General features: G+C 70.8%; 21 protein-coding genes. 13 read left to right on the forward strand and 8 right to left on the reverse strand.

Features of this window, described 5'->3' with window-relative positions; genetic code table 11:
- The first annotated feature begins 36 nt into the window (after positions 1-36).
- The 3 genes from LSF15_RS09730 to LSF15_RS09740 are packed head-to-tail and all read left to right on the forward strand — an operon-like array spanning position 37 to position 2,779.
- Positions 37-1,314 carry a molybdopterin molybdotransferase MoeA gene (locus LSF15_RS09730; RefSeq protein ID WP_232498336.1) on the forward strand — a complete coding sequence of 426 codons (1,278 nt, stop codon included), beginning with the start codon at positions 37-39 and terminating at the stop codon, positions 1,312-1,314.
- On the forward strand, positions 1,314-1,790 hold the full coding sequence (moaC, locus tag LSF15_RS09735; RefSeq protein ID WP_232498337.1) for a cyclic pyranopterin monophosphate synthase MoaC: 477 nt from the start codon (positions 1,314-1,316) through the stop codon (positions 1,788-1,790). The genes LSF15_RS09730 and moaC overlap by 1 nt, the downstream gene beginning before the upstream one ends.
- Positions 1,787-2,779 (forward strand): DUF6457 domain-containing protein, encoded by a 993-nt coding sequence (locus LSF15_RS09740; protein WP_232498338.1) that lies wholly within the window; start codon positions 1,787-1,789, stop codon positions 2,777-2,779. The genes moaC and LSF15_RS09740 overlap by 4 nt, the downstream gene beginning before the upstream one ends.
- 9 nt (positions 2,780-2,788) lie before the next feature.
- On the opposite strand, the gene LSF15_RS09745 is transcribed toward LSF15_RS09740, so the two are convergent.
- Positions 2,789-3,295: a molybdopterin-binding protein gene (locus LSF15_RS09745; RefSeq protein WP_232498339.1), complete on the reverse strand. Its 507-nt coding sequence runs from the start codon at positions 3,293-3,295 to the stop codon at positions 2,789-2,791.
- A gap of 26 nt (positions 3,296-3,321) precedes the next feature.
- Positions 3,322-4,545 carry an MFS transporter gene (locus LSF15_RS09750; protein ID WP_232498340.1) on the reverse strand — a complete coding sequence of 408 codons (1,224 nt, stop codon included), beginning with the start codon at positions 4,543-4,545 and terminating at the stop codon, positions 3,322-3,324.
- Between the two features lie 225 nt (positions 4,546-4,770).
- On the opposite strand from LSF15_RS09750, the gene LSF15_RS09755 reads away from it, so the two are divergent.
- From LSF15_RS09755 to narI, 4 genes are read left to right on the forward strand one after another with little or no spacing between them, the layout of a single operon-like run.
- Positions 4,771-8,526: a nitrate reductase subunit alpha gene (locus LSF15_RS09755; protein WP_232498341.1), complete on the forward strand. Its 3,756-nt coding sequence runs from the start codon at positions 4,771-4,773 to the stop codon at positions 8,524-8,526.
- Entirely contained in the window at positions 8,526-10,163 is a 1,638-nt protein-coding gene (gene narH, locus LSF15_RS09760) for a nitrate reductase subunit beta (protein ID WP_232498342.1), read from the forward strand. Before LSF15_RS09755 ends, narH begins: the two co-directional genes overlap by 1 nt.
- The gene (gene narJ, locus LSF15_RS09765; RefSeq protein WP_232498343.1) at positions 10,163-10,876 is read left to right on the forward strand and encodes a nitrate reductase molybdenum cofactor assembly chaperone; all 714 of its coding nucleotides are present in this window, start codon (positions 10,163-10,165) and stop codon (positions 10,874-10,876) included. Before narH ends, narJ begins: the two co-directional genes overlap by 1 nt.
- Positions 10,873-11,637, forward strand: a complete 765-nt coding sequence (narI, locus tag LSF15_RS09770; protein WP_232498344.1) for a respiratory nitrate reductase subunit gamma — start codon at positions 10,873-10,875, stop codon at positions 11,635-11,637. The genes narJ and narI overlap by 4 nt, the downstream gene beginning before the upstream one ends.
- Here the strand turns inward: narI and LSF15_RS09775 are convergent.
- Together LSF15_RS09775 and LSF15_RS09780 are read right to left on the reverse strand one after the other, a co-directional pair.
- Positions 11,624-12,325 (reverse strand): phosphatase PAP2 family protein, encoded by a 702-nt coding sequence (locus tag LSF15_RS09775; protein ID WP_232498345.1) that lies wholly within the window; start codon positions 12,323-12,325, stop codon positions 11,624-11,626. The genes narI and LSF15_RS09775 overlap by 14 nt on opposite strands.
- A 93-nt stretch (positions 12,326-12,418) precedes the next feature.
- Positions 12,419-13,705: a multidrug effflux MFS transporter gene (locus tag LSF15_RS09780; RefSeq protein ID WP_232498346.1), complete on the reverse strand. Its 1,287-nt coding sequence runs from the start codon at positions 13,703-13,705 to the stop codon at positions 12,419-12,421.
- Between the two features lie 226 nt (positions 13,706-13,931).
- Between LSF15_RS09780 and LSF15_RS09785 the strand changes: the two genes are divergently transcribed.
- The 4 genes from LSF15_RS09785 (at position 13,932) to LSF15_RS09800 (ending at position 18,735) form a co-directional block, all read left to right on the forward strand.
- Positions 13,932-15,260 (forward strand): GNAT family N-acetyltransferase, encoded by a 1,329-nt coding sequence (locus LSF15_RS09785; RefSeq protein ID WP_232498347.1) that lies wholly within the window; start codon positions 13,932-13,934, stop codon positions 15,258-15,260.
- Positions 15,261-15,476: 216 nt separating this feature from the next.
- Positions 15,477-16,541 (forward strand): sugar ABC transporter substrate-binding protein, encoded by a 1,065-nt coding sequence (locus tag LSF15_RS09790; RefSeq protein WP_232498348.1) that lies wholly within the window; start codon positions 15,477-15,479, stop codon positions 16,539-16,541.
- Positions 16,542-16,666: 125 nt separating this feature from the next.
- Positions 16,667-17,446: an ATP-binding cassette domain-containing protein gene (locus LSF15_RS09795; protein ID WP_232498349.1), complete on the forward strand. Its 780-nt coding sequence runs from the start codon at positions 16,667-16,669 to the stop codon at positions 17,444-17,446.
- Entirely contained in the window at positions 17,443-18,735 is a 1,293-nt protein-coding gene (locus LSF15_RS09800; protein WP_232498350.1) for a sugar ABC transporter permease, read from the forward strand. The genes LSF15_RS09795 and LSF15_RS09800 overlap by 4 nt, the downstream gene beginning before the upstream one ends.
- A 59-nt stretch (positions 18,736-18,794) precedes the next feature.
- Here LSF15_RS09800 and LSF15_RS09805 read toward each other — a convergent pair whose 3' ends face one another.
- Positions 18,795-19,919, reverse strand: a complete 1,125-nt coding sequence (locus LSF15_RS09805) for an AI-2E family transporter (protein ID WP_269756344.1) — start codon at positions 19,917-19,919, stop codon at positions 18,795-18,797.
- 102 nt (positions 19,920-20,021) lie between these two features.
- Between LSF15_RS09805 and LSF15_RS09810 the strand changes: the two genes are divergently transcribed.
- Complete coding sequence (locus LSF15_RS09810) at positions 20,022-21,473, forward strand: MDR family MFS transporter (RefSeq protein WP_232498351.1); 1,452 nt, start codon at positions 20,022-20,024, stop codon at positions 21,471-21,473.
- Positions 21,474-21,592: 119 nt separating this feature from the next.
- Here LSF15_RS09810 and LSF15_RS09815 read toward each other — a convergent pair whose 3' ends face one another.
- The 3 genes from LSF15_RS09815 to LSF15_RS09825 form a co-directional block, all read right to left on the reverse strand.
- Positions 21,593-23,032, reverse strand: coding sequence for a lipase maturation factor family protein (locus LSF15_RS09815; protein ID WP_232498352.1), 1,440 nt, complete (start codon positions 23,030-23,032; stop codon positions 21,593-21,595).
- Positions 23,033-23,208: 176 nt separating this feature from the next.
- Complete coding sequence (locus LSF15_RS09820) at positions 23,209-24,669, reverse strand: phytoene desaturase family protein (RefSeq protein ID WP_232498353.1); 1,461 nt, start codon at positions 24,667-24,669, stop codon at positions 23,209-23,211.
- 3 nt (positions 24,670-24,672) lie between these two features.
- Positions 24,673-25,362: an NUDIX hydrolase gene (locus LSF15_RS09825; RefSeq protein ID WP_232498354.1), complete on the reverse strand. Its 690-nt coding sequence runs from the start codon at positions 25,360-25,362 to the stop codon at positions 24,673-24,675.
- A gap of 58 nt (positions 25,363-25,420) precedes the next feature.
- Between LSF15_RS09825 and LSF15_RS09830 the strand changes: the two genes are divergently transcribed.
- Positions 25,421-26,230 (forward strand): MBL fold metallo-hydrolase, encoded by an 810-nt coding sequence (locus tag LSF15_RS09830; RefSeq protein WP_232498355.1) that lies wholly within the window; start codon positions 25,421-25,423, stop codon positions 26,228-26,230.
- Position 26,231 lies beyond the last annotated feature (1 nt).

Genomic DNA, 26,231 nt, shown 5'->3' on the forward strand with positions numbered 1-26,231 from the left:
ACCCGCCCAGCCGGTGCGACGCCCACCGATTCCGCGATGAGCACGGGCGAACTCGACACGGTCGACGCGCACCTGGCGCGCGTGCTCGGCGCGGTGCATCCGCTCGCCCCGATCGACGTGGCGCTCGCCGATGCAGGCGGCCGCGTGCTCGCGGTCGACGTGCGCAGCCGGCTCGACATTCCGCTGTTCGACAACTCGGCGATGGACGGGTACGCCGTGCGGCACGCCGACGTCGCCGCGGCGACCGCCGCGCACGAGGTGACCCTGCGGGTCGTGGGCGAGGTCGCCGCGGGCAGTGCCCACGACCCCGGCATCGGCCCGGGCGAGGCGGTGCACATCATGACCGGGGCGCCCATGCCGAGCTCCGCCGACTCCGTCGTGCCGGTCGAGCACACCGATGCCGGCCGCTCGGTCGTCGCCGTCGCCGTCGCGCCGAGACCCGGGGCGCATGTGCGGCGCACGGGCGAGGACCTGCACGCCGGCGACGCCGTGCTCGCCGCAGGGGTGCACCTCACCGCGGCACGCGTCTCGGCCCTCGCCGCCGCCGGGTACTCGCGAGTCGACGTGCATCCGGCACCACGCGTGGGGGTCGTCTCGACGGGCAGCGAACTCGTCACTCCCGGGCACCCGCTCGCGCGCGGACAGATCCCCGAGTCGAACTCGCTGCTGCTCGCCGGCCTGGTGCGCGAGGCGGGCGGCGATGTCGTGCACGTCGCGAGCGTGCCCGACGACGAGTCGGTGCTCGACGACGAGATCGCCCGCTGCCTCGACGCGAGCCTCGACCTCATCGTGCTGTCGGGAGGCGTGAGCGTGGGCGGGCACGACGTCGTGAAGGCGACGCTCGCGCAGCTTCGCACCGTCGGATTCCACACGATCGCGATGCAGCCCGGCAAACCGCAGGCGTTCGGGATGCTGCATCGCGGCGCCGAGACGCCGACCCCCGTGTTCGGCCTGCCGGGCAACCCGGTGGCGACCGCCGTGTCGTTCGAGGCGTTCGTGCGGCCGGCACTGCTGCGCCTGCAGGGAGCGGCCGACGTGCACCGGCCGCGCATCGCCGCCGTCGCGGTCGAGGGCTGGCGGGTGCCCCGCGCGAAGCTGCAGTTCATGCCGGTCGCGGTCGTCGCAGCCGGAACGCCGCCCGACGCATCCCCCACACCCCTCGACACCCGACCGCGCGTGCGGCCCGCGACCCGCGGGGGTTCGGGCTCGCACCTCGTCGGCGGGCTGGCTGCGGCCGACGGCTACGCGATCGTGCCCGCCGAGGTCGACGAGGTTCGCGCGGGCGACCCCGTGACTGTCATGCTGGTCACCTGATGAGCGAGCAGCCATTCACCCACCTCGATGCCCGCGGCGAGGCCCGCATGGTCGACGTGACGCAGAAGAACCCCACGGTGCGCAGCGCCACCGCGACCGGCCGCGTCGTGTGCGGCCCCGAGGTCGTGGCCCACCTGCGCGACGGCAGCGTGCCCAAGGGCGACGTGCTCGCGGTCGCGCGCATCGCCGGCATCCAGGCCGCCAAGCGCGCCGCCGAGCTGCTGCCCCTCGCCCACGTCATCGGCGTGCACGGCGTGGTCGTCGACCTCGCCATCGGCGACGAGGGCGTCGACATCGCCGCCACCGTGCGCACGGCCGACCGCACCGGCGTCGAGATGGAGGCGTTCACCGCCGTGTCGGTCGCCGCACTCGCGATCGTCGACATGGTCAAGGGCATCGACAAGTCGGTGTCGATCGAGGGCATCCGCCTCGAGTCGAAGACGGGCGGCAAGTCGGGCGACTGGCACCGGCCGTGAGCAGCGCGCCCCCGGCCGACGACGTCCACGACCCCGACGACGGCATCGCGCTCGACGCGGTCATCCTCGCCGGGGGCCGGTCGTCGCGCCTCGGCGGCTCGCCGAAGGCCGAGCTCGTCATCGGATCGCGGCGGCTCGTCGATCTCGCGGTCGATGCCGCCGTCTCCGCCGGCGCGCGGCACACCGTCGTGGTGGGCCCTGGCGGACTCGTCGCGCCGCCGGTGCTCACCACCCGCGAAGACCCGCCGTTCAGCGGGCCGGTCGCCGGCCTCGCCGCGGGACTGGCCGCACTCGACCGTCTCGACGCCGGCGACGAGGCATCCGACCGCCGCGACCCGGCCGACCCTGGCGACGCGACCGACCAGACTGAACGATGGGTGCTCGTGCTCACGTGCGACCTGCCGCTCGCCGGCGACGCCGCGGCCGAACTCGTCGCCGCCACGGCCCACGCTGCCCGCGACACGCACGGCATCCACCTCGACGACGGTCGTCCGCAGTGGCTGCCCGCCGTCTACCGCCGAGACGCGCTCACGCGGGCACTCGCCGAGCTCGGCGACGTGCGGGGCGCCTCGATGCGCGGGCTCGCAGCGCGTGTGACGCTGATGGCGATCCCCGACCCGGGCAGCCTGACCGCCGACGTCGACACATGGGACGATCTCGAGAAGGCGCGGCGATCGCATGCCGAGCACGCCCCCGCGTCGCCACCCACGGAAGGACCGAGCATGCCGACCACACCGAACTCCCCCGAGTCGCTCGACCGGTGGCTCGCCGCCCTCGCCACCGAACTGGGGATCGACCCCGCGACCGTTCCCGTCGGCGACATCCTCGATCTCGCGCGCGACGTCGCGCACGGCGTGGCACGGCCCGCCGCCCCGCTCAGCACGTTCGTGCTCGGGCTCGCGGTCGGTGCCGGCAACGGCTCGCTCGCCGAGCTATCGGCGCGTGCGACCGCACTCGCCGAAGGCTGGTCGCCCGACGAGACGGCCTGATCGCCGACCTCAGTGATCGCCGCCGTCGAGCTGCGCGATCAGGTGCGGCATCAACGGGATGAGCACGTCGAGCCCGTCGGCGACGCCGCCGGTCGAGCCGGGCAGGTTCACGACGACCGCCCGCGGCAGCCCAGCGGGGGCCGCGATGCCGGCGAGCCCGCGCGAGAGCACGGCAGTGGGGACGACGGATGCCCCGCGCCGCCGGATGTCCTCGGCGACGCCGGGCAGTTCGGCAGCGAGCAGGGGCCGGGTGCCCTCGGGGGTGAGGTCGCGCGGGCCGACCCCGGTGCCGCCCGTCGTGACCACGAGGCGGAACCCCGCGGTGAGCGCCGCCGCGATCGCCGCCTCGACCGAGGCCGCGCCGTCGGGCACGGTCGCGACGTGCACGGCCTCGAACCCCGCGTCGACCAGCCGGTCGGTCGCGGCCGGCCCCGAGGCATCGGCCCGCTCGCCGCTCGCCGAGCGGTCGGAGACGGTGATCACCGCCGCCCGGATGCGCTCAGCGTCGCCTGCCATGCATCAAGGCTAGGCCCTCGCCTCGCTCAGGAGCCGGGCCGCGCGTCGCGCAGCATGCCAGCGACGACGAGCGCGACCGCACCGACGATCACGAGCAGCCACAGCCCGAGCGCATAGGAGTTCGTCTCGGGGTTGTACGTAGCGCCCATCACGAGGGGCGGGAAGTACCCGCCGAGACCGCCGGCCGCCGCGACGACTCCACTGACCGCGCCCACCTTGTCCTTCGGGGTCGACGGGCCCACCCAGGCGAACACCGCACCCATGCCGAGTCCCATCGCGCCGGCCATCGCGATGAAGGTGACGCCGGTGAGGATGCCCTCGGGCGGCTGCTGGCCGACGACGTACGCGAGCGACACGATGCCGGCGAGCGACACGAGCGAGACGATCTTCGGACCGAGCCGGTCCGAGAGCACGCCGCCGATCGGGCGGGCGACCACCGCCGCCACGGCGAACAGCGCGGTGCGGGTGCCGGCGCCGATCGGGTCGACGTCGTCGGGATAGATCGTGGTGAGGTACTTCGGCAGGAAGGTCGCGAAGGCGACGAACCCGCCGAAGACGATCGCATAGAGGAACGACATCTCCCACGTGATGGGAAGCCGCAGCGCGCCCACGACCTTCGGGATGAACGGCTGGCGGCTCGACTCCCAGACGGGCGAATCCCGCAGGAACAGCCACACCACGATCGCCGTCGCCACCATGATCGCCGCGATCAGCAGGTGGGTCGGCAGGTATCCGATGCTCTCGGCCAGCCGCGGCGTGAAGAACGCCGAGACCGCCGTGCCGATCATGCCCATGCCGAACACGCCCGTCGCGAATCCCCGACGCTTCGCGACGTACCACGCGCTCGAGAACGGTACGCCGACGGCGAAGATCGTGCCGGCCACCCCCAGGTAGAACCCGGCGACCATCAGCAGCGGGAAGCTCTTCAGGGTGCCCGCCAGGGCCACGAGCAGCACGGCGGGCATCGAGCCGAGCAGCACGAAGGTGAACATCTTGCGTCCGCCGAACCGGTCGGTCAACGCACCGACGACGATGCGGCCGAGCGCGCCGACGAGCACGGGCATCGCGAGCATGAGCGAGATCTGCCCCTCGTCGAGCCCCATCTCGGTCGCGTACGTCTTCTGCAGCGGTGCGATCACCATCCACGCCCAGAATCCGATCGTCGAGGCGAAGGTCGCCAGGAGGATCTGGCCGAGCTGGCCTCGCAACTCGGTGCGCTCGGGTGGTTGCTGCGTCGACGTCGCCTGCATGCTGCCCCCTTGCTCGGCGGGAATCGTCCGGCCGCACTGCCTGTGCCGACAATATCCGCGCCGCGCGTGCTGCGCCAGCACCGTCGCCGGCGTACTTCCCGCCGGATCGGCCGGAACCGGGATGCTTCCTTCCGCCGCGAATGGCCTCGGGACATAATGGGCGAAGACCGCGGCAGTGACGCCGAAGATCACGGTGACGCTCGCCGCCCGTTCAGGGAGGCCTTCGTGAGCCAAACGCCCAGCACGACGAACCATCCGGCGACCGACGGCCCCCTCGCCGACGGGCTCCTCTCGCTCGGCCGCTTCCTTCGCCCCGGCGAGGTGTCGCCCGACCTGCGCGCGGTCTTCCTCGAGGGCGGTCGCCAGGGCGACGTCTTCTACCGCGACCGCTGGTCGCACGACAAGGTGGTGCGCTCCACGCACGGCGTGAACTGCACGGGCTCGTGCTCGTGGAAGGTCTACGTGAAGGACGGCATCATCACGTGGGAGACGCAGGAGACCGACTATCCGTCGGTCGGCGCCGACTCCCCCGAGTACGAGCCGCGCGGCTGCCCCCGCGGTGCCGCGTTCAGCTGGTACACGTACTCGCCGACGCGCGTGCGCTACCCGTACATCCGCGGCACGCTGCTCGGCCTCTACCGCGACGCGAAGGCGCGCACCGGCGGCGACCCCGTGGTCGCGTGGGAGGCGCTCATGGCCGACCCCGAGGCGTCGCGGGCCTACAAGCGCGCCCGCGGCAAGGGCGGACTCGTGCGCGCCACGTGGGACGAAGCCCTCGAGATCGTCGCGGCCGCGCACGTGCACACGATCAAGAAGTACGGGCCCGACCGGGTCGCGGGCTTCTCGCCGATCCCCGCGATGTCGATGGTCTCGCACGGGGCCGGCGCACGGTTCATCAATCTCATCGGCGGCACGATGCAGTCGTTCTACGACTGGTACGCCGACCTGCCCGTCGCGAGCCCGCAGGTCTTCGGCGACCAGACCGACGTGCCCGAGTCGGCCGACTGGTGGAACTCGAGCTACCTCATGATGTGGGGCTCGAACGTTCCGGTGACCCGCACGCCCGACGCGCACTTCATGACCGAGGCGCGCTACCGCGGCCAGAAGGTCGTCACCGTCTCGCCCGACTACGCCGACAACACCAAGTTCGCCGACGAGTGGCTGGCCCCGCACCCCGGCACCGACGGCGCGCTGGCCATGTCGATGGGCCACGTCATTCTGCGCGAGTTCCTCGTCGAGCGGCGCACGCCGCGCTTCGCGGAGTACCTGAAGACCTATTCGGATGCCCCGTACCTGATCACCCTCGAATCGCGCGGCGACGCGTGGGTGCCGGGCAAGTTCGTCACCGCCGCCGATCTCGGCGGCTTCACCGCGCGGGCTCCCAACGCGGCGTTCAAGACGGTCGTGCTCAACGCGATGAGCCAGCCGGTCGTGCCCAACGGCTCGCTCGGGCACCGCTTCGGCGCCGACGACGAGGGCGCCTGGAACCTCGACCTCGGCGACATCGATCCGCTGCTGTCGATCGCCGACGCGGAGGTGTGGCACGGGGCATCCGTCGCCGTCGACCTGCCGCGATTCGACACGGCGCCCGAACCCGGCGCCGAGCACGAGGGCGGCGCCGGCGTGGTGCGCCGCGGCGTGCCGGTCGCCACGGTCGGCGAGCACACCGTCACCACCGTGTTCGACCTGCTGCTCGCGCAGTACGGCGTCGGCCGCGACGGGCTGCCCGGCACCTGGCCGACGGGCTACGACGACGCGTCGACGCCCGGCACCCCGGCCTGGCAGGAGGAGATCACGGGGGTTCCCGCCGAGAAGGCCGAACGCATCGGCCGCGAGTTCGCCGACAACGCCGAGCGGTCGGGGGGCCGCTCGATGATCCTGATGGGGGCGGGCACGAACCACTGGTTCCACTCCGACACCATCTACCGCACGTTCCTCGCGCTCACGACGATGACCGGGTGCCAGGGCGTGAACGGCGGCGGCTGGGCGCATTACGTGGGTCAGGAGAAGGTGCGGCCGGTCACCGGCTACACGCAGTACGGCACCGCCTCCGACTGGTCACGACCGGGCCGGTCGATGATCGGCACCGCGTTCTGGTACCTCGCCACCGACCAGTGGCGCTACGACGGGCTGCCGGCCGATCAGCTCGCGTCGCCGCTCGCGAAGGGTCTGTTCGAGGGCCGCACGACGGCCGACTGCCTCGTCGATTCGGCCAAGCGCGGATGGATGCCGAGCTACCCGACGTTCGACCGCAACCCGCTCGACCTCGCCGACGACGCGAAGGCGTCGGGAAGGGAACCGGCGGCCTACGTCGTCGACAGTCTCACCGACGGGTCGCTGAAGTACGCCTGCGAAGACCCCGACTCGCCCGGGAACTTCCCGCGGGTGCTGAATGTGTGGCGCGCGAACATCCTCGGCTCCTCGGGCAAGGGCAACGAGTACTTCCTGAAGCACCTGCTCGGCACCGACTCCGCGGTGCGCGCCGCCGAGGCGAGCCCCGACCGCAGGCCGAAGACGATCGCGTGGCACGACGAAGCTCCCGAGGGCAAGCTCGACCTGCTCGTCACGGCCGACTTCCGCATGACGTCGACGACGCTGTTCTCCGACGTGGTGCTGCCGGCGGCCACCTGGTACGAGAAGCACGACCTGTCGTCGACCGACATGCACCCGTTCGTGCACTCGTTCAACCCGGCGATCGCCCCGCCGTGGCAGACGAAGACCGACTTCGAACTGTTCCAGCTGCTCGCCAAGCGCCTCTCCGAGCTCGCCGTCGACCACCTCGGCACCCGCACCGACCTCGTCGCGGCGCCGCTCATGCACGACACCCCCGACGCGATGGCCACGCCGCACGGCACGGTCGTCGACGGCGCCCCGCTCGTGCCCGGCGTGACGATGCCGAAGCTCATCGCGGTCGAGCGCGACTACACGGCCATCGCCGACAAGATGGCCACGCTCGGGCCGCTCGCCACCAAGCTCGGCATGGTCACGAAGGGCGTCGTGTTCGACCCGACGCCCGAGGTCGAACACCTGAAGCGGGTCAACGGGGTGGCCACGAGCGGGGCCGGGGCCGGACATCCGCTGCTCGACACCGACATCAAGGTCTGCGAGGCGATCCTCGCGCTCTCGGGCACCACGAACGGACGGCTCTCGGTGCAGGGCTTCGAGCAGCTCGAGAAACGCACCGGCCAGAAGCTCGCCCATCTCGCACGCGACCACGAGGGGTCGCGCATCACCTTCGCCGACACGCAGGCCCGACCGGTGTCGGTGATCACGAGCCCCGAGTGGTCGGGATCCGAGCACGGCGGGCGCCGCTACACCGCCTTCGCCATCAACGTCGAGCACCTGAAGCCGTGGCACACGCTCACCGGGCGACAGCACTTCTTCCTCGACCACGACTGGATGAGCGAGCTCGGCGAGAACCTGCCCATCTACCGGCCGCCGCTCGACCTCGCCCGGCTCTTCGACGACTCGCCCCCGGTCGGGTCGACCGCGCCGAGCGGCGACCCCGCTGCATCGGGCCACGCCGAGGTCGCCGTGCGCTACCTCACCCCGCACTCGAAGTGGTCGATCCACTCGGAGTATCAGGACAACCTGTTCATGCTCTCGCTCTCGCGCGGCGGGCCGACCATCTGGATGAGCCCGCAGGATGCCGCGAAGATCGGCGTGCGCGACAACGAGTGGATCGAGTCGTACAACCGCAACGGCGTCGTCGTCGCCCGCGCGATCGTCTCGCACCGCATGCCCGAGGGCACGGTGTACATGTACCACGCCAAGGACCGCACCGTCGACGTGCCGCGCACCGAGACGAGCGGCCTGCGCGGCGGCATCCACAACTCGCTCACCCGTGTGCTCCTGAAACCCAGCCACCTCATCGGCGGCTACGCCCAGCTCTCGTTCGCCTTCAACTACCTGGGGCCGACCGGCAACCAGAGAGACGAGGTCACCGTGATCCGCCGCCGCAGCCAGGAGGTCGAGTACTGATGAAGGTCATGGCCCAGATGTCGATGGTGATGAACCTCGACAAGTGCATCGGCTGCCACACCTGCAGCGTCACGTGCAAGCAGGCGTGGACGAACCGCTCGGGCGTCGAGTACGTGTGGTTCAACAACGTCGAGACCCGGCCCGGCGTCGGCTACCCGCGCGGCCACGAAGACCAGGAGAAGTGGGGCGGCGGCTGGGTGCGCACGAAGGGCGGTCGCCTGAAGCTGCGCAGCGGCGGGCGCCTGAAGAAGCTCGCGACGATCTTCTCGAATCCCAAGCTGCCCTCGATCCACGACTACTACGAACCGTGGACGTACGACTACGACATGCTGCTGAACGCCCCCGCCGGCGAGCACACGCCCGTCGCGAAGCCGAAGAGCCTGCTCACCGGCGAGGACATGAAGATCTCGTGGTCGGCCAACTGGGACGACAACCTGGGCGGGTCGCGCGAGACGATGCAGGACGACCCGATCCTCAAGCACATGAGCGAGCACGTCGCCGCCGAGTTCGAAGACACGTTCATGTTCTACCTGCCGCGCATCTGCGAACACTGCCTCAACCCGTCGTGCGTTGCCTCGTGCCCGTCGGGCGCCATGTACAAGCGGGTCGAAGACGGCATCGTGCTCGTCGATCAGGACGCGTGCCGCGGCTGGCGCATGTGCGTGAGCGGATGTCCCTACAAGAAGGTCTACTTCAACCACAAGACCGGCAAGGCCGAGAAGTGCACGCTCTGCTACCCGCGTCTCGAGGTCGGCCTGCCCACGGTGTGCTCCGAGACGTGCGTCGGCCGGCTGCGCTACCTCGGCCTCGTGCTCTACGACGCCGACAGGGTCGCGGCCGCCGCGACGATCGAAGACGAGACGAAGCTGCTCGACGCGCAGCGCTCGGTGTTCCTCGACCCGCACGACCCGGCGGTCGTCGAGGCGGCTCGCGACGCGGGCATCGCCGAAGACTGGATCGACGCCGCGCGGCGCAGCCCCATCTGGAAGCTCATCAACGACTACAAGGTGGCGCTGCCGCTGCACCCCGAGTACCGCACCATGCCGATGGTCTGGTACATCCCGCCGCTCTCGCCCGTGGTCGACGTGGTGGCCGACTCCGGCGCCGACGGCGAGGATGCGCGCACCCTGTTCGCGGCGATCGACCGGCTCCGCATTCCCATGGAGTATCTCGCCGGACTGTTCACCGCCGGCGACGTGCCGGCGGTCGCCGGTTCGCTGCGCAAGCTCGCGGCGATGCGGTCGCACATGCGCAACATCAACCTCGGCGAGGAACAGGACCCGTCGATCGCCGCCTCGGTCGAGATGACGGGGACCGAGATCGAGGAGATGTACCGCCTGCTGGCGATCGCGAAGTACGAGGAGCGCTACGTGATCCCCACCGCCCACACCGAAGAGGCGCGCGAGCTCGAGGAGCTCGCCTGCTCACTCGACTATGACGGCGGACCGGGCATGGGCGGGGCCGGCCCGTTCGGCTCGTCCAGCGGGCAGCAGGTGCCCGTCGCCGTCGAGAACTTCCACGCCCTGAAGAACCGCCAGACCGCCGACCGGCCGTCGACGCCCGGCCGCGTCAACCTGCTCAACTGGGACGGCAACGGAAGCCCCGACGGGCTGTTCCCGCCGAAGGAGGACGGCTGATGCGACTTCCGCTGCAGATCCGGCTGAACCGGATGCCCCGGCCGACCGGGTCGCTCACGCTCTCGCGCGACCAGCGCCGGATCGCGCACATGGCGGCATCGCTGCTGCTCGAGTACCCGGGTGCCGGGTTCGCGACGCGGATGCCCCTGATCGAGTCATCCGTCGCCGGGCTCCCCGGGCCGATCGCCGCCGACTTCCGGCGATTCCTCGACCACGCCCGCGCGCGTTCGTCGACGGCGCTCGAACAGGAGTACGTGGCGACGTTCGACCTCAAGCGCAAGTGCTGCCTGTACCTGAGCTACTACGCCGCGGGCGACACCCGCCGCCGCGGCACCGCGCTCGTCACCTTCCTCGAGGCCTACCGCGCCGCCGGGTGGGAGTTCGACGCCGACGAGCTGCCCGACTTCCTTCCCGCGGTGCTGGAATTCTCGGCGCGCAGCGACTCCCCCATCGCGGCCGAGCTCATCGCGGCCCACCGCGAGGGCCTCGAAGTGCTGCGCGCCGCACTCGACCGCATCGACAGCCCCTACGCCGCGGTGGTGACCGCCGTATGCCGCTCGCTCCCCGAGATCGACGAGGCGACCCGCGAGCGCTATCTCTCACTCGTGAACGAGGGGCCGCCGACCGAGACGGTCGGGCTCACGTTCATCGGCAACCTGGCCCCGTACTCGCCGACCGGGGTGACTCGGACTCACGAGGAGGTTCGGCCATGAACGGCGACGCGATCACGATCCTGCTCTGGGTCGCCCTGCCATATGCGGCGTTCGCGACCTTCGTCGTCGGGCACGTCTGGCGCTATCGCTACGACAAGTTCGGCTGGACCACGCGTTCGAGCCAGGTGTACGAGAACCGGCTGCTGCGGTGGGGCTCGCCGATGTTCCACCTCGGCATCCTGTTCGTGATCGCCGGCCACTTCGTCGGCCTCATCATTCCTCGGGAGTGGCTGTACGCGATCGGAATCTCCGAGGAGATCTACCACATCGGCGCGACCGTGCTCGGCATGGCGGCCGCGGTGCTCACCATCGCGGGACTCGCGATCCTCATCTACCGGCGCCGCACGGTGGGCCCCGTGTTCCTCGCGACCACGGTCATGGACAAGGTCATGTACGTGTTCCTCGGCGCCACGATCGCGTTCGGCACCGCGGCGACCGTGATGTACCAGGTCTTCGGGCCCGGCTACGAGTATCGGGGCACGATCGGCCCCTGGTTCCGCAGCCTGATCGGCCTGCAGCCCCAGCCCGAGCTGATGGTCGACGCGCCGCTCGCATTCCAGCTGCACGTGCTCACGGCGACCCTGCTGTTCGCGCTCTGGCCCTTCACCCGGCTCGTGCACGTGTTCTCGGCGCCGATCGGCTACCTGTTCCGGCCGTACATCGTCTACCGGTCGCGCGACGATCAGCGCTCGAACCGCAAGCCGCGCCGCGGGTGGGAGCCGATCACGCAGCCCGACCCGAAGAAGCTCACGAAGCTCTGAGGGTGGGCCCATCGCGTGCCGAGACGCGTTCGAGTCGTGCGAGCCGCTCGCCTTCGAGCGGCTTCGAGAACGCCGCCCACAGCACCAGCGCGACCCCCGCGCCGACCAGCATGCCGCCGACCGTGTCGCTGAGCCAGTGCGCGCCGAGGTACATCCTGCTGAGCGCCATCAGCACCGCGTAGACCGCACCGAGCACCCACACCCACACGTGCGGGAAGATCACGCCGAACGCCACCGCGATCGTCGCCGCATTGGCCGCGTGGCCGGACGGGAACGAGCCGAAGTCCGACGCGACGATCATGTCTTCGGGGCGGCCCCGGTCGAAGGTGTTCTTCAACAGCTGGACGACGCCCGCACTCGCGGCCGACCCCACGATGAAATAACCCGCGGCCCACGGCAGGCGCAGGATGAGCAGCACGACGGCGGTGGTCACCGGCACCGCGAACACCGCGAACCGCCCGCCGCCGATGAAGTTCAGGAAATACGCCGACACGTCGCCGACGGGCCCGCGCACGCTCACCATCGCGGCGGCCCACCACTCGTCGGCCGCGACGACGATGCCGGCCGAACCGAACGTGATCGCGAGGCCGAGGAGCACTGCGGCCACGAGTGCCGCGCCGCCGATCGCGAGCGGCATCCGCCACTCGTGTCGTCGATAGCGCGCCGCACGGTCGTCGCGTTCGGTCATGCCTTCACGCTAGCGGCGCGAGCACCCGAAACACGTGAACGAACGGCCTGAACGGATGCCCCGGCACGCGGCCGGGCCATCCGATCGCGGTATTCAGTCGCTGAGCGCGGGAACCGATCGCGGCCGCACCAGCGCCCACAGCGCCACGATCGCGACCAGTGCGGCGAGGGCCATGACGAACGCCATCGGCGCGGCGCTGCCGACGCCCATGAGTCCGATGAGCGGCGAGATGGCGCCGGCGAGGCCGAAGTTCAGCGCGCCGAGCAGCGACGCGGCAGTACCGGCCTCGGCGCCGTGGTGCGCGAGGGCGAGCACCTGCACGGCGGGGAACGCGAAGCCGCACGCGAGGATGAAGAACCAGAGCGGGATCAGCGTGCCCCAGAGCCCCGCGCCGGACAGGTCGAGCAGAATGATGGCGCCCGCCAGCACGAACTGCGCGACGGTCGTGCCGGCGAGGATCCACTGCGGCGGCACCGGCCCGCGCATCAGTCGCGAACTCGTCTGCACGCCGATGATGACCCCGACCGAGTTCACGCCGAAGAGGATGCCGTACTCCTGCGCACTGAAACCGTAGACGTCCTGGAATAGGAAGGACGACGTCGAGAGATAGCCGAAGAGGCCGGTGAACGTCATGCCGCCGATGAGTGCGGCTCCGAGGTAGATGCGGTCGCGGAAGAGCACCGCATAGCGCTGGCGCAGCGTCGAGTGACCGGCGACGTGCCGACGCGAGGCGGGCAGGGTCTCGACGATGAAGAACGCCACGCACAGCACGACGGCCGCTCCGTAGACCGCGAGGACGACGAAGATGCCGCGCCAGTCCATGACGGCGAGCAGCTGCGAACCGATCACCGGGGCGAGCACGGGCGCGAGCCCGTTGACGAGCGCGAGGCGCGAGAGCATGCGCACGAGCGGCTTGCCGCCGAACAGGTCGCGCACCATCGCCATGGCCACGACACCGCCCGCGGCGGCGCCGAAGCCCTGCAGCAGGCGGAACACGCTGAGCCACACGATGTCGGGGGCGAGCGCGGCCGCGACCGATGCCGCGATGTGCAGCGCCGTCGCGAGGATGAGCGGCAGCCGCCGGCCGACCTTGTCGCTCCACGGGCCGACGATGAGCTGGCCGAGTCCGAACCCGATCATGGTGCCCGTGAGCGTGAGCTGCACGGCCGTCGCCGTGACGCCCAGCTCGGCCTGCATGACCGGGAACGCCGGCAGGTAGAGGTCGATCGTGAACGGGCCGAGCGCGGTGAGTGCGCCGAGCACGAGCACGTAGACGAGCCGTTGCCTGCTCGTGAGCAGCTCGCCGGGGTGCGCCGACACCGTGGGGGTCGATCTGGTGTCGTCGGGTCGTACGATCGGGATGGAGCTGGTGACGGACATGCGCGTTCCTGATGGAGGTCTGGTGATCGGGACGCGCATCGTCGGGCGCCGGGAGTGCGGGGTACGGCGCCGACGGGGCGCCGTCGTCGTCGACACGATCACCGCCAGGCGGCCTCGAATCGATTCGACGAGGTTCCACTCTACCGTGTGCGACCGCTGCTGCGCGACAGGGGCCGACGAGCGACCGGCCGGCTCAGCAGCGTCGCGGCGCGGATAGGCTGGGGTGATGTCGTTCGATCTTCGGGGAATTCCGCTCGACGCCACGGCCGTGCGCACGCTCGCCGCAAAGGGCCTCGAGTACCGACTGGTCGACACTGACGACGTCGCCGCCGCCACCGCATGGATCGAGGCCGACTTCCGCGGGTTCCACCACGCGCGCCCCCGACAGGTCAGCATCGACTACGACCTCGGGGTGATCGCCGAGCGTCGCGTGCAGGGCGTCTACGACTCCTCGATCCACGACCCCTCGATCCCGGTCGCGACCGTCTCGAGCTGGCCCACGGGACTCAGTGTGCCGGGCGGGCGCAGCGTCGACGCCTGGGCGGTCAGTTCGGTCACGGTCTCGCCGACCCACCGCCGCCGGGGCATCGCCCGCGCTCTCATGCTGGCCGAGCTCGAGAACGCTCGCGCCGTGGGCGCCGCGCTCGCGGTGCTCACCGCCAGCGAGGCGACGATCTACGGCCGCTTCGGCTACGCGCCGGCCGCCCGTGCGGCCACCGTGCACGTCGACCGCCGTCGCACCCACTGGATCGGACCCGATGCCCCGGGGCGCGTGCACTTCGTCGACGCCGCAGACCTGCGCAGGATCGCCCCGGCGCTCGCCCGTCGTGCGGTCGCCCGCACGCCCGGCGAGATCGACCGATGGCCCGGCATCCTCGACCGGGCGCTCGGCCTCGTCGACCCCGACGGCGAGCACTCGCGGCGCAGGCGCGTCGTGCGCTACGACGACGAGCACGGCAACCCGCAGGGCTTCGCGGTGTTCCAAGTGGTTCGAGAGCCGAACGAGCCCGGCGTCGTCGAATTCGACTTCCTCGCCGCCGCGACCGACGACGCCGAGCGGGCGCTCTGGCGATTCCTCGTCGAGCAGGACTTCGTGACGGGCGTCCGAGGTCTGCTGCGCTCGGTCGACGAACCGCTGCCGTGGCTCCTCGAAGATCCGCGGGCCATCAGCGTCTCAGACGTCGCCGACCACCTCTGGGTGCGTGTGCTCGACCCGGTCGGCGCGCTCGCGTCGCGCCGCTACGGCACGGCCGGCACGCTCGCCATCGAGGTCAGCGACCCTCAGGGCCATGCAGCCGGCCGGTTCGAGCTCGTCGTCGACGAGCGCGGGCGCGCCGAGGTCGAGCGCACCGACGGAGCCGGCGCGACCGCCGCGGGCTCGACTCCGGGCATTCGTCTCGGCGTGCACGAGCTCGGTGCGATCTTCCTGGGCGGTGTGCGGCCGTCGGTCCTGGCCCGAGCGGGTCGACTGACCCCGTCGACGCCCCGAACGGCCGAGCTCGCCGACCGCATGTTCCTCGGCCAGCGCACGCCGCACCTCAGCATCTGGTTCTGAGCCGGCGCACCCCCAGAACGAGGGCTTGCGTGAGAGCGCTCCCCCGCCGATCCGCGTCAGGGCGCCGATTCGCCTGTCGACCGGGCTGTTTGGTTACCCAAGCGTTACCTGCCGAAATGTTCGGCGCGGCCACGAATGGGGGATTATTGCCTTGCCTCCGCCAATGCCGACGGAGACACCCGGAGGGGTCACCTCACCGTGAAGAAGGGGAGAACGATGAAGACGTCTTCATTGGTCTCGACTGCCGCGCTCGTCGGTGTCTCGGCGCTGCTGCTGGCAGGATGTGCCGGCGACGGGGGCGGAGGAGGAGAGAGTACGGGCGACGCGACGGCATCGCGCGCCTGTGTCATCCTCCCCGACGCGGCCTCGTCGCCTCGTTGGGAGAACAACGACCGCCCGTACCTGCAGGAAGGGCTCGAGGCCGCAGGCTTCGAGACCGACATCCAGAACGCCCAGGGCGATGTCAACACCTACGCGACCATCGCCGACCAGCAGCTCAGTCAGGGCTGCGGCGTGATGCTGCTCGTCGACTACAACGGCGCCGGCGCAGCCGTCGCCGAGAAGGCCAAGGCCGAAGGCATCCCGGTCATCGCCTACGACCGCCCCATCGAGGGCGCCGACTACTACGTGTCGTTCGACAACTTCGAGGTCGGCCGACTCGAAGGCCAGTCGATCGTCGACGGGCTCGCCGCCGCAGGCAAGGACCCGGCCAGCGCGGTCGTGGTCTACATGGGCGGCGACCCCGCAGACGGCAACGCGAAGATGTTCCACGACGGCGCCGTCGAGGTCATGGAGGCTGCCGGCATCACGCCTGCCGCCGAACCGCCGGGGGTCTGGGACGGCGACCAGACGGCGACCAACTTCGAGCAGGCGCTGACCTCGCTCGGCGGACAGGTCGATGCGGTGTGGGTGGCCAACGACACCAACGCCGCGGGCGTCATCACGATCCTCGACAAGAACAGCCTCGTCGTTCCGGTCTCGGGTCAGGACGCATCGATCGCCGGCCTGCAGAACGTGCTGCTCGGCAAGCAGACCGCCACGGTCTACAAGCCGATCAAGCTCGAGGCAGACGCCGCGGTCGAACTCGCCGTCGCGCTGCTCGGCGGCGAGACTCCGACCGCCGACCAAGAGCTCGAAGACGGCACGCCGTACGTGGCCGTGACGCCCCAGCTGGTCGGGCCAGAACAGGTCGTCGACGTGGTCGACGCCGGTGACGCCGACCCGGCCGAGCTCTGCCAGGGCGAGGTCGCGGCGAAGTGCACTGAGTTCGGCATCGAATAGTCGCACCACCACGGGGCCCCGCCTTCGGCAGTGCGATCGCCGAGAGCGGGGCCTCGTTCCCCCTCCCACGTTCGGCACCCGAGTGCCACACTGAGATCCAGACAGCGTCGTCGAAAGGAACCGGCATGAACATGGGCGCAGATCCGGGCGGCGCGGGCGCGCCGATAATCCAGCTCGAGGGCATCGTGAAGAGCTTCGGCCCCGTGAGCGTGCTCAAGGGGGTCGATCTCGCGGCCTACCCCGGCAAGGTCACCGCGTTGGTCGGCGACAACGGCGCCGGCAAGTCGACGCTCATCAAGGGCCTCGCGGGCGTGCAGCCCTACGACGACGGCGTCGTGCGCTTCGACGGCGAGCCGATCACCCTGCATACCCCGCGCGATGCGGCCCGCCTCGGCATCGAGGTGGTGTACCAGGATCTCGCGCTCTGCGACAACCTCGACATCGTGCAGAACATGTTCCTCGGCCGCGAAGAGACCGGCTTCGGCACGTTCGACGAGGGCCGCATGGAGAAGGAGGCCTCCGACACGCTGCGCTCGCTCTCGGTACGCACGGTCAAGTCGGTGCGCCAGAAGGTCGCGAGCCTCTCGGGCGGCCAACGGCAGACCGTCGCCATCGCCCGGGCGGTGCTCAAGAAGGCACGCGTCGTGATCCTCGACGAGCCCACCGCGGCACTCGGCGTCGCGCAGACCGAGCAGGTGCTGCACCTCGTCACCCGTCTCGCCGAGCAAGGGGTCGCCGTGATCATCATCAGCCACAACCTCGCCGACGTGTTCGAGGTGGCCGACCACATCAACGTGCTCTACCTCGGCCAGATGGTCGCCTCGCTCGACGTGAACCAGACCAGCCGCGACGACGTCGTCGGGTACATCACCGGCACCAAGACCCAGCAGGGAGCGAGCACATGAACTCGGATCCGACGCCTCGCGCCACGATCCCACCCGACACGTCGGTCTCCGACGTCGCACCAGACCTCATCGGCAGCGGCCAAGAGGGCACGATCGGCGACCAGGTGCAGGCCTACTTCCAGCGGCTGCGAAGCGGCGACATGGGCGCGCTGCCCGCCATCGGCGGCTTCGTCGTGCTGACGATCCTGTTCAGCTTCCTCAGCCCGTTCTTCCTCACCGAGCGCAACTTCGCCAACCTGCTGACCCAGGCGGCCACGCTCGTCATGCTCGGCATGGCGCTCGTGTTCGTGCTGCTGCTGGGTGAGATCGACCTGTCGGCCGGCGTCACGAGCGGCATGACCATGGCGCTGTTCATCGTGCTCGTGAACGTGCACGCCGTGGCGTGGCCGATCGCCCTCGCCGCCGCGTTCATCGCCGGTATCCTCACCGGCACGTTCATCGGGTTCTTCGTCGCCAGAGTGGGCATTCCGTCATTCGTGGTGACACTCGGCCTGTTCCTCGGGTACCAGGGCATCACGCTCATGATCATCGGCGCCGGTGGCCTCTACCGCGTGCAGATCCCCGAGATCCAGGCCATTCAGAACCAGAACATGCCCGTGTGGGCCGGCTGGCTGATGCTCGCGATCATCATCGCCATCTCGGCGGCGACCTCGTTCTGGGACCGCACACGGCGCACCCGCGCGGGGGTTCCCAATCGCACGATCTCGCTCGTGTGGATCAAGCTCGCCGTCATCGCCGTCATCGGCGGTGCCGTCGTCGCGATCCTCAGCCGCAACCGCGGCCAGTCGGTCGGCGTCGTCGAGGGCGTGCCGATCGTCGTGCCGATCGTGCTCGTCATCCTCTGGATCGGCACCTTCGTGCTCGACCGCACGCGGTTCGGCCGGTACCTCTATGCGATCGGCGGCAACGCCGAAGCCGCCCGCCGTGCTGGCGTCAAGGTCATGCTCGTGCGCTGGAGCGCGTTCATCGTCTGTTCGACCCTCGCCGTCGTGTCGGGGCTGTTCTCGATCAGCAAGGTCGGCTCGGTCGATGCCGCAGCGGGGCGCGAGATCGTGCTCTCGGGTGTCGCTGCCGCGGTCGTCGGTGGCGTCAGCCTCTTCGGCGGCCGGGGCCGCCTGCTGCACGCTGCGGTCGGCGCACTCGTCATCGCGGTGATCACGAACGGGCTCGGCCTGCTCAACCTGCCGGCCGGCGTGAACCTCGTGGTCACCGGCAGCGTACTGATCCTCGCGGCCACGGTCGACGCGGTCTCGCGGGTGCGTGCCGGCGGCTCGATCATGCGCACGTGACGCCGCTGCGATGAACACGGATGCCGCGGCACGGTGCCGCGGCATCGGTCGTGAGATCGCTACGCCGAGTCCTGCCGCGGGAACAGCACCTTCTCGTTGACGATGATGAGCGACGCCGCCACGGGGATCGCGACGAGCGCGCCGAGCACCCCGCCGAGCGTGCCGCCCGCGACGGCCGCGATCACGACGAGCGCGCCTGGCACGGCGACCGCGCGGCTCATGATGCGGGGGCTCAGCACGTAGGCCTCGACCTGCATGTAGATCAGGTAGTAGATCGCCGCGGCGATGGCGGTCGCCGGCGAAGCCGCGAGCGACACGAGCGTGATGATCACCGCGCCGGTGAGCGTACCGACGAGCGGCACGAGCGAGAACAGGAACGCGATGAACGCGAGCAGGATCGGCGCCGGCGCACCGATGATCGTCAGGTAGATGAGGCTCAGCACGCCGTTGATCGAGGCCAGGCTCACCTGCCCGATGACGTAACGGCCGACCGAGCCGGTGATCTCTTCGGAGACCTCGCGGTAGCCGCCGCGCGAGCTCGCCGGGACGAACCGGGCTGCGTAGCGCTTCATCGAGTCGAGCGAGGCGAGGAAGTAGAGGGTGAGGATGAGCACGATCGTCGCGCCCGTGAACCCGCCGGCGATGCCGGCGCCGACCGCGAGGATGCCGCCGCCGAGGGCGCCGAGATTCGCGGGGTCTGCGAGCCAGTCGCCGATCGAGGCGATGCCGTTCTGGATGGCGTCGTCGCCGACGATCGAGTTGAGCCAGACGACGACGTCGCTCTGCTCGATGTTCGCGACGATGTCGTCCCAGTTCTCGATGAGGTTCGTCGTCTCGCGGATCACGATGGGCACGATCGTGGCGATCAAGCCGACGAAGAGGCCGATGACCGCCGCGAAGACGATGAGGATCGCGACCCACCGCGGCATGCCCCGTCGCTGCAGCCAGCTGACGACCGGGTCGAGGCCGAGGGCGAGGAACAGCGCGAGCGCGACGTAGAGGATGACGGTGCCGAGTTGGCCCACGATTCCGCCCAGCAGCAGGGCGAGCAGCACGCCGAGCGCGCCGACGAAGCCGATCTGGAACGCCCGGATCTTCACCTCGGGCGCGCGCGAGCTCGCGTCGCTCGTGACCTCGGCGCGCGTGGGCTCGGGTGCGACCGGCCGCTTCGTACGAATCCGCATGCTGCCGACGCTACACAGGGGCGGGGACATCCCTCGGGAATGAAACGGGTGCCTGCGCGATTGTGGTGAGAGGGGGCGTGACGCGCGCCGCGAAGGGGGAACGTGAGCGAGACCACCGCCGTCGGATTCCGCTCGGAGCGCGGGCCCGTGCTCGTCGCCGTGATGCTCTCGACCGGCCTGATCGCGATCGATGCGACGATCCTCGCGACGGCCGTGCCGTCGATCGTCGCCGACATCGGCGGGTTCGCCCAGTTCCCGTGGCTGTTCTCGATCTACCTGCTCGCCCAGGCCGTGTCGGTACCGGTGTACTCGAAACTCGCCGACACCATCGGCCGCAAGCCGATCATGCTCGTCGGCATCGGACTGTTCCTCATCGGCTCGATCCTCTGCGGCTTCGCGTGGGACATGACCTCGCTCATCGTCTTCCGTGCGGTGCAGGGCCTCGGCGCGGGCGCCGTGCTGCCCGTGTCGATCACGATCACCGGCGACATCTACTCGGTGCGCGAGCGCGCCCGGGTGCAGGGCTACATCGCGAGCGTGTGGGCGATCTCGTCGGTGGTCGGACCGACCCTCGGCGGCCTGTTCGCCGAGTTCGCCTCGTGGCGCTGGATCTTCTTCGTGAACATCCCGCTCTGCCTCATCGCCGCGTTCATGCTGCTGCGCAACTACCACGAGTCCGTCGGGCGCGAGAGGCACCGCATCGACTACGCCGGGGCCTCGGTGCTCACCGTCGGCCTCACGCTCGTGATCCTCGCCGTGCTCGAGGGCGGGCAGGCGTGGGAGTGGCTGTCGTGGCAGAGCCTCGGCGCGTTCGGTCTCGGTGGGGTGCTGCTCGTCGCGTTCGTGTTCGTCGAGCGCCGCGCGGCAGAGCCGGTGCTGCCGCTGTGGGTGTTCTCGCGACGCCTCATCGTCACGACGTCGTTGATCTCGCTCGGGGTCGGCGGGGTGCTCATCGGCCTCACCTCGTTCGTGCCGACGTTCCTCGAAGCGAGTGCGGATGCCTCTCCCCTCGTCTCGGGTCTCGCGGTGGCCGCGCTCACCCTGGGCTGGCCGATCGCCGCCTCGAACTCGGGGAGGCTGTTCCTGCGCATCGGCTTCCGCCGCACGGCGCTCATCGGGCTGGCGATCACCGTGATGGGTGCCGCCGCCCTGCTCGCGGCGTCGTTCTCGCCGAACGTCTGGACGACCGCGCTCGCCTGCTTCATCGTCGGCCTCGGGCTCGGGCTCGTCGCCTCGCCCACGCTCATCGCCGCCCAGTCGTCGGTGCCGTGGGCCGAGCGCGGCGTGGTCACGGGGGCGAACATGTTCCTGCGTTCACTCGGCAGCGCGGTCGGCGTCGCGATCTTCGGTGCGGTCGCGAACGGCGTGATCGCGCGGTCGGGTCTGGGCGAGCAATCCCCCGTCGCGATCCAATCGGCATCGGCCGCGGTGTTCCTCGCGGTCGTCGTCACCGCCGTCGTCACGATCGCCGCCGCCCTCGCGATGCCCGCCGCCCACGTCGACGACGTCGAGCACCACGAGGTCGAGCAGCCCGCGGAGCCCGAGCCCGCATAGGCGCGACCACACGCCGACCGACTTCGCAGGACAATGCCCGATTCACAGGACGGACACGGGCGTCTTCGTCCTGCAAATCCCCCCATGTCCTGCAAACACGTGACGGCGGCGAGGGTCAATCACCGCAGCGCGGCCGGCCCGATGACCTCGCCCTCGAGGGTGCGCACCCAGCGGTCGCCCGTCGCGCGGTACTCGGCGCGCGACGCGAAGCGGTAGTGGTACGCGCGCGCCCGCACCCATCGGGGGGCTTCACCGTCGAACGGATCGTGTGCGAGCAGCTTCAGCGTCGGGACATCCGCTTCGAGCAGTCGCTTCAGGAACGTCTCGAACCAGGGTTCCCACATGCGCCCGAGCGGCAGGAACCACATCAGCCAGTCGAGCCGAAGGTGGTACGGCGCCCACTGGCGGGGCAGGGCGCGCAGGTCGCCGGGCTTGCCCTTGAAGCCGTACTCGCGCCAATCGGAGTCGTCGTCGGGTGCGGCGTCGAGCGTGCCCGCGACGACGATCTCGATGCGCTGCGTGGTGACCGTGCCGAACGCGCCGTAGGCGTTCACCAGCATCCACCGGTTGAAGCTCGCGTTCATGAGCTGACGGCGCGACACCAGATTCCGGATCGGCCACCAGCTCAGCACGAGCAGCAGCGCGGTCACCAGTCCCACCACGACGAACCACCAGAGCGGCGTCGTCGTGCTGTCGGTGCCGAGATCAGCCGGGATGACGGGGATGACGGCGTGCCACACCGGGTCGGAGATCGCCGAGGCCGCGAGCACCACGGTGATCCAGTTGAGCCAGGCGAAGTTGCCGGTGACGATGAGCCAGAGCTGCGTGAGGATCACGACGGCCGCCGCCGCCGAGCCGACCGGGCCCGGCACGAACAGCAGGAACGGCACGATGAGCTGCGCGAAGTGGTTGCCGAGCACCTCGCCGCGATGGAACCAGGCCGGCAGCAGGTGCGCCTGCCGGCTCATCGGATTCGGCATCGGCTGCGTCTCGTGGTGGTACATGAGCGCCGTGAGGTCGCGCCACTCGCGGCCGCCGCGGATCTTGATCATGCCGGCGCCGAACTCCAGCCGGAACACGAGCCACCAGATCGCCACGACGATCGTGATCGGCGGCGGCTGGTCGTTCGACCCGAGGAACGCCACGGTGAACAGCGCCTCGCACAGCAGCATCTCCCAGCCGAACCCGTAGAACGTCTGGCCGACGTTCGCGATCGACAGGTAGCCGATCCAGAGCGCGAGGAACACGAGCATCGGCACCCACGGCGGGCCGAGCTGCGGCAGGCCGACGACGACCGACGCCGCGAGCACCATGCCGGCAATCGCGAGCGCGACGAGCCGCCGGTCGGTATAGCCCCAACGGAACACCGACGGCCCCCGCAGCGGCGATGCGCGCCGCAGCAGCGTCGGCACCGGCAGCAGCCCGTGCTCGCCGAGCAGCGGACGGAACTGGTTCAGCGTCGACAGGAACGCGACGAACGTGAGCGCCCCCACGCCGCGCTGCACGATCTGCCGTGCGATCTCGTAGTCGTGCGCGTCGAACCAGGAGGTCCAATCCACGCCCTCACGCTACGCCTCTTCGATTCCCGTGGGTTGAGCAGGTCCAGTCCACGCCCTCACGCTACGCCTCTTCGATTCCCGTGGGTTGAGGAGGCCCGCCAGGGCCGTCTCGAAACCCCCGTTCAGGCAGAACGGGTTTCGAGACACTCGCTTCGCTCGCTCCTCGACGAGCGGGGTCAGACGATACCGAAGCGCTCGCGCAGCGCGAGCTTGGCCGCCCACCACCCGTTCATGCCGTGCACGGCCGGGCCGGGCGGGGTCGCGCTCGAGCAGAGGTACACGCCCTCGACGGGAGTGCGCCACGGCGCCGTCGACACCACCGGGCGCTTCACGAGCTGCAGGAACGAGAGCTCGCCGGCGTAGATGTCGCCGCCGACGTAGTTGCGGTTGTGCGCACCGATCTCGGCCGCCGAGCTCGCCGCCGAGGCGAGCACCACATCGCGGAAGCCCGGCGCGAACCGCTCGATCGCCGCGGTCACGACCTCGGTCGCGTCGAGCGTCGACCCGGCGGGCACATGCGTGTAGGCCCAGAGCACCTGCATGCCGGCGGGCGCGCGTGTCGGGTCGACGACGCTCGGCTGGGTGACGAGCACGTACGGATGCCGCGGGGCTCCGCCGCCCGCGACCCTGGGGTTGATTCCGGGCTGCAGTCCCCGGGCCACGGCGTTCTCGGCGGCCGCCATCTCGCGGCGGCTCCCGCCGATGTGCACGGTCGGGGCGAACGCGACGGCGGGGTTCGCCCACGGCACCGGCTCCATGAGCGCGAAGTCGACCTTCGCGACCCCCGACCCGTAGCGGTAGCGCCGCAGCGCCCGCTCGTAGCCCGGCGGCAGGTCGGCGGTGAGCAGCAGGTCGGGCGACGTGTCGAGCAGCACCGCCCGCGAGTCGGCGGTCACGGCGTCGAGGGCGTCGACCGGCGAATCCGTCACGATCTCGCCGCCCCGCTCGATGAGCTCGGCGGCGAGCGCGTCGGCGATCGCCTGCGATCCGCCCTTCGGGAACCCCCAGCCCACGCCGTGCGCGTGCATCGCGAGCAGCAGCGCCGCCCCGGCCGTGGCGAGCGAGGGCATGCCGCCCGCGGCATGTGCCGCGACTCCGGTGAAGAGCGCGGGGGCGACGTCGCCCGAGAAGCGCGTGTTCCACGCGCCGGAGCCCTGCTCGAGGGCGCGCAACCCGAAGCGGAGCGCGGCGACGGGGTCGCGCGGCACGCGCAGCAGTTGCCCGCCCGTGAAGTCGACGACGCCGCGCTGCCGCGCGAGCAGCGGTGCGATCAGGCGCCGCCACGAGGGCCCGTCGGCGCCGAGCCCCTCGACCGTGCGGTCGAGGTCGCGCCATGCGATGCCCGCGCGCCCGCCGGGCAACGGGTGGGCGTACGACGCCTCGGGCACGATCCACTCGGGTGCGTGCGGGCCGTCGAACAGGCCGAGCTTTCGGAACACCGGCGACGCGAGCCCCGCGGGGTGCACCGCCGAGCACACGTCGTGGCGGAATCCCGGGAGGGTGAGCTCGGCCGTGCGCACGCCGCCGCCGATCGTCGGCGCGGCCTCGAGCACGCGCACGCTCAACCCGGCACGAGCCGCGATGACGGCCGCGACGAGCCCGTTGGGCCCGCTGCCGACGACGGTGACGTCAACCACGGATCAGAACGAGTTGAGATAGACCCACGGCAGCGAGTCCATCACGAGTCGGTGGCGGGGGCCGGCAACGCCCGCAGGTTCGGCGCCGGGGTCGTACTCGGCGTCCTCCTGCCAGATCACCATGCGGCGGGCCTCGTCGCGACGTGCCCGATAGTCGCGCACGTCGCCGTCGGAGAGGTCGGCGAGCGCCTCGTCGACGGATGCCGCGTGCGCGAAGCCGTGCAGGGTGACCCAGGTCGGCGGCCACAGCAGCATGGCGCCCTCGGCGTGACGGTCGAGCGCATCGCCCGGACGCACCCATTCGGCCGAAACGACCTCGTCGGGGGCGAGCACGAGCTCGCCGTCGGGCACTCGCACGGCGAAGAACGTGGTGGTGAGGGGTTTCGGCGCCCCCTGCGGCGGGGTCCACACGGCGATCGGCACGAGCTCGTCGATGTCGACCTCGAGACCGACCTCTTCGCGGGTCTCGCGCACCGCCGCGCGACGGGCGGCCTCGATGCCGCCGATCGCGTCGCCCGCGACATCCGCTCGCTCGACGGCGCCGCCGGGGAACACCCAGGCGCCCGCGAACGAGCCCCGGCCGGGCCGTTCGGCCAGCAGCACCTCGACGCCCCGCTCGCCGTCGCGAAGCAGTACGACCGTCGAAGCCCAGCCCGCACCCTCGATCGACTGGTTCGGTGCGTTGTCGGCCATGCGGTTCAGCATATGCCCGGCACGACATCGGTGCAGCGGCGGCGGATACACTGCGGGCATGGACGAGCCCGAACCGGCTGGCGTGGCGGCCACGACCTTCGCGCGGGTCGTGCTCGCGCCGAACCCCGGACCGATGACACTCGACGGCACGAACTCGTTGGTGCTGCGCGGGCCCGGTTCGCCGGGCGTCATCGTGGTCGACCCCGGACCCGCCCACGCCGAGCACCTCGCGCGTCTCGCGGGCTTCGGCCCGGTCGAGCTGGTGCTCGTCACCCACAACCACCTCGACCACACCGAGTCGCTCGCCGAGTTCGCGCGCATGACGGATGCCCCGGTCCGCGCGATCGACGCGGCGCTGTGCATCGGCGGCGATCCGCTCGTCGACGGCGAGCGCATCGATGCGGCCGGGCTCGCCATCGACGTGGTCGCGACACCCGGTCACACGGCTGACTCGGTGTGCTTCGCACTGCCGGGCGACGGGCCGCTCGAGGGCGCCGCATACGGCTCGGTGCTCACGGGCGACACGATCCTCGGCCGGGGCACCACGATCATCGCCGACCCCGACGGCGCGCTCGGCCCGTACCTCGAATCGCTCGAGCGACTGCGCGCGCTCGGCACTCCCGGCCCGGTGGTGGCGCTCACGGGCCACGGCCCGGTGCTGCCCGACCTCGCGGCGATCTGCGATGCCTACCTGGCGCATCGTGCCGAGCGGCTCGACCAGGTGCGTGCCGCGCTGCGCGAGCTCGGCGACGACGCCACGACCGCGCAGGTCACCGACGTCGTCTATGCAGACACGGATGCCTCGGTGCGAGTCGCAGCCGAGGCATCCGTTCGTGCGCAGTTACGGTACCTGCGCGGCACCGCCTGAG

It is taken from the genome of Agromyces humatus, assembly GCF_021228295.1.
GTDB lineage: Bacteria > Actinomycetota > Actinomycetes > Actinomycetales > Microbacteriaceae > Agromyces > Agromyces humatus.

What these genes read in the sequence shown, in the direction of transcription:
- LSF15_RS09730 (WP_232498336.1), top strand. Translation starts at nt 37, where the DNA reads ATGAGCACGGGCGAACTCGACACGGTCGACGCGCACCTGGCGCGCGTG.
- moaC (WP_232498337.1), top strand. Translation starts at nt 1,314, where the DNA reads ATGAGCGAGCAGCCATTCACCCACCTCGATGCCCGCGGCGAGGCCCGC.
- LSF15_RS09745 (WP_232498339.1), bottom strand. Translation starts at nt 3,295, where the DNA reads ATGGCAGGCGACGCTGAGCGCATCCGGGCGGCGGTGATCACCGTCTCC.
- LSF15_RS09750 (WP_232498340.1), bottom strand. Translation starts at nt 4,545, where the DNA reads ATGCAGGCGACGTCGACGCAGCAACCACCCGAGCGCACCGAGTTGCGA.
- narH (WP_232498342.1), top strand. Translation starts at nt 8,526, where the DNA reads ATGAAGGTCATGGCCCAGATGTCGATGGTGATGAACCTCGACAAGTGC.
- narJ (WP_232498343.1), top strand. Translation starts at nt 10,163, where the DNA reads ATGCGACTTCCGCTGCAGATCCGGCTGAACCGGATGCCCCGGCCGACC.
- narI (WP_232498344.1), top strand. Translation starts at nt 10,873, where the DNA reads ATGAACGGCGACGCGATCACGATCCTGCTCTGGGTCGCCCTGCCATAT.
- LSF15_RS09775 (WP_232498345.1), bottom strand. Translation starts at nt 12,325, where the DNA reads ATGACCGAACGCGACGACCGTGCGGCGCGCTATCGACGACACGAGTGG.
- LSF15_RS09780 (WP_232498346.1), bottom strand. Translation starts at nt 13,705, where the DNA reads ATGTCCGTCACCAGCTCCATCCCGATCGTACGACCCGACGACACCAGA.
- LSF15_RS09785 (WP_232498347.1), top strand. Translation starts at nt 13,932, where the DNA reads ATGTCGTTCGATCTTCGGGGAATTCCGCTCGACGCCACGGCCGTGCGC.
- LSF15_RS09790 (WP_232498348.1), top strand. Translation starts at nt 15,477, where the DNA reads ATGAAGACGTCTTCATTGGTCTCGACTGCCGCGCTCGTCGGTGTCTCG.
- LSF15_RS09795 (WP_232498349.1), top strand. Translation starts at nt 16,667, where the DNA reads ATGAACATGGGCGCAGATCCGGGCGGCGCGGGCGCGCCGATAATCCAG.
- LSF15_RS09800 (WP_232498350.1), top strand. Translation starts at nt 17,443, where the DNA reads ATGAACTCGGATCCGACGCCTCGCGCCACGATCCCACCCGACACGTCG.
- LSF15_RS09805 (WP_269756344.1), bottom strand. Translation starts at nt 19,919, where the DNA reads ATGCGGATTCGTACGAAGCGGCCGGTCGCACCCGAGCCCACGCGCGCC.
- LSF15_RS09825 (WP_232498354.1), bottom strand. Translation starts at nt 25,362, where the DNA reads ATGGCCGACAACGCACCGAACCAGTCGATCGAGGGTGCGGGCTGGGCT.
- LSF15_RS09830 (WP_232498355.1), top strand. Translation starts at nt 25,421, where the DNA reads ATGGACGAGCCCGAACCGGCTGGCGTGGCGGCCACGACCTTCGCGCGG.